The sequence below is a fragment of the Allochromatium humboldtianum genome, from assembly GCF_013385175.1.
GTDB lineage: Bacteria > Pseudomonadota > Gammaproteobacteria > Chromatiales > Chromatiaceae > Thermochromatium > Thermochromatium humboldtianum.
The window spans coordinates 1-1,193 of sequence record NZ_JABZEO010000056.1 but is presented as its reverse complement, the minus strand read 5'-3'; the positions used below and the strand labels follow the sequence as shown (position 1 = coordinate 1,193).

The following is a 1,193-nucleotide window of genomic DNA, read 5'->3' as shown; positions in this document are numbered from 1 at the left end:
CGCCTTTCGCACCCTCAGCGCCGAGCGCCAGGCCGAGCTGGCCCAACGCCAACTCGACAGCGACGACCGCGGCCTGGTGCGCGAGCTGGGCGCCCAGGTCGCCCTGCTGCACACCCTGGTGCTGGACGAGCGCCTGCACCTGCTGCTGACCCTGCCCGAGGTGCTGCTCGCGCGCGTCGCCCCGGTCGGCGCCGCCGACCTCAACCGCCAGGTCGAGACCCTGCGCCAGGCGCTGCAGGATCCCCGGCGCGACCCGCGCCCGGCGGCCCAGGCGCTCTACGGCGCCCTCATCGCCCCGATCGCCCCCGACCTCGAGGCCGCCGGCATCACCACCCTCATGGTCAGCCTCGACGGCACCCTGCGCTATGTCCCGCTGGCTGCCCTGCACGACGGCGAACGCTATCTGACCGAACGCTATGCCCTGAGCGTCTTCACCGCCGCCGCGCGCGACAAGGTGCGCCTGCCGCCCAAACCGACCTGGACGGTGGCCGGCTTCGGTGTCAGCCAGGCGCATGAGGGCTTCGCCCCCCTGCCCAGCGTCCCCGACGAACTGGCCGCCATCGTCCGCGCCACCCCCGAGGAATCCGGCGCCCTGCCCGGACAGCGCCAACTCGATGCCGCGTTCACCGAGGCACGCCTGCGCGCCGGACTGCGCCGCCCGGTGGTGCACATCGCCAGCCACTTCAGCCTCAACCCCGGCAACGAATCCCTGTCGTTCCTGCTGCTCGGGACCGAGCGCCTGACGCTCGATCGTATCCGCGCCCTCTACGACTTCGGCCAGCTCGACCTGCTGACCCTCTCGGCCTGCAACACCGCCGTCGGCGGCCAGAGCGCCCGCGGCCAGGAAGTCGAAGGACTCGGCACCCTGGCCCAGAAGCAGGGCGCCAAGAGCGTCATCGCCACCCTCTGGCCGGTGGCCGATGCCAGCACCGGAGCGTTCATGGCCCACTTCTACCGCCTGCGCCAGCAACAGCACCTGAGCAAGGCCGAGGCGCTGCGCCAGGCGCAACTGGCCTTCCTCGGCGCGCCACCGCTCCCCGCCTCCACCGACCAGGCCGCCGTGCGCGGACGACCGGTGCGCCTCGGCGGCAGCGTCGACACCTCCACGGCACCCGCCTTCACCCCCGACCCCGATCACCCCTACGCCCATCCCTATTACTGGGCACCCTTCATCCTCATGGGCAATTGGCTGT

The 1,193-nt window shown here is 72.3% G+C and carries 1 protein-coding gene; it reads left to right on the top strand.

Annotated features, from left to right (window positions below):
• The coding region (locus tag HW932_RS21430; RefSeq protein WP_176978478.1) for a CHAT domain-containing protein at positions 1-1,193 on the top strand (1,193 nt) is incomplete at both ends.